This is a genomic window from Rufibacter sp. JT20002 (assembly GCF_056491185.1).
The window spans coordinates 1-1,302 of record NZ_JBSZJY010000011.1 but is presented as its reverse complement, the minus strand read 5'-3'; the positions used below and the strand labels follow the sequence as shown (position 1 = coordinate 1,302).

At 52.8% G+C, this 1,302-nt stretch carries 2 protein-coding genes; both read left to right on the top strand.

Translation table 11 applies throughout. The features are described from left to right. A partial coding sequence (locus tag ACW9SV_RS22480) for a hypothetical protein (protein ID WP_479559030.1) occupies positions 1-946 on the top strand: 946 nt, incomplete at its 5' end. Positions 947-1,029: 83 nt separating this feature from the next. Further along, positions 1,030-1,302: hypothetical protein (locus tag ACW9SV_RS22475; protein ID WP_479559029.1), on the top strand; the 273-nt coding region annotated here is incomplete at its 3' end.

The window sequence follows — 1,302 nt, the reverse complement described above, 5'->3', positions numbered from 1 at the left end:
GGCGGTCTACGCCCTGTTCCTGGGCCGCTACCAGGACTCGGGGTGGCTCACCGTCTTCTTCGAAAAGTATTGCCAGGCGTACCTGCCTCTGACTTCCTCCCCAGTCGTTCTTTTTAAATGGTTTTTTGTAAAGGCAAATGAAATCGTGAAGAACCCTTTGGGACAAACATTCAAGTTTGCCATAGCATCTCCGCCCGCCTTTATAGTGCTGCGGTTTCTGCCACTGGTACTGTTGGCAGGAGGCATGCTTCTGATGGCGAAGAAGAATTTTCACCGGTTTGCCATTTTGGCTTTCCCCTTGTTGGTAGTGCTGGTTGCCTCCGGCCTTAAGTTTTACCCGTTCTACGAACGGTTGGTACTATTTCTGGCCCCCATGTTCATTTTGTTTATCTGCTTCTGTGCGCAGGAAATCCATTCTTTCTTCTCCGAAAGGAAATCTGTGATGGTGCTCCTTGCCTCATTCCTACTTGCCCCTCTGGCCTATAATGCGGTGAGGGAGTTCCAAAACCCGGATTACTTCCTAAATAACCAAAAGAACCGGGAAGCATTGCTCTTTATCAATGAAAGGTACCAGCCAGGCGATATGGTGTACGTCTACTGGAATATGTGGCACGCCTACGCCTACTACAAGGAGGCCTACAACCTTAAGTTCACCGCCATAGAGGGGAAGGATTTGAAAACAGAGTCTGCCAACCAAGCGGAGTATCTGCAGAAACTTTCTCCCGGCTTCAGCCAGGTGAAGGGAAGCAAGCGGTTATGGTTCCTGTATGACTCCTATCTGAAAGTCAACATTGGAGGGTTTGTAGAACAACCGGCCTGGTACTTTGAACGAGCCTATGTTCCTGGGAAAAACCTGGAAGCAACCTTCTCCAATTTTGGGGAAAAGACGGAAGTAAATTATTCGGGTAAGGACGTAGAGGTGTCCTTATTCAGACTGGCCCCTTAAAGCCGCTTCCTCTACCCAATAGCTAGAATAAATCTGTAAACCTTTGAAAGAAGGTTTGAAACCTCTCAATGGCCAACCCACCTATGGCATCTCTACAAACCTCAAGCTCCACACTGGTAACTGAACCTCCGTTTCTGATAGGCGAAGACCTGGACCCATCCTCTTCCCGGGCCCCCGCGCCCTCCCCTCCCGGTCGGCTGTGGGCGGCGCTCACGGCGCTGGCGCTGGGGGCGGGGGCGCTGCTCAGGCTCTTCCACTACGCCGACAACCGGGCCCTGTGGCGCGACGAGCTCTACCTGGCCGTGAGCCTGGTGCGCATGGGCTTCGGGGAGCTGGCCGCCGGGCCGCTGGCCTAC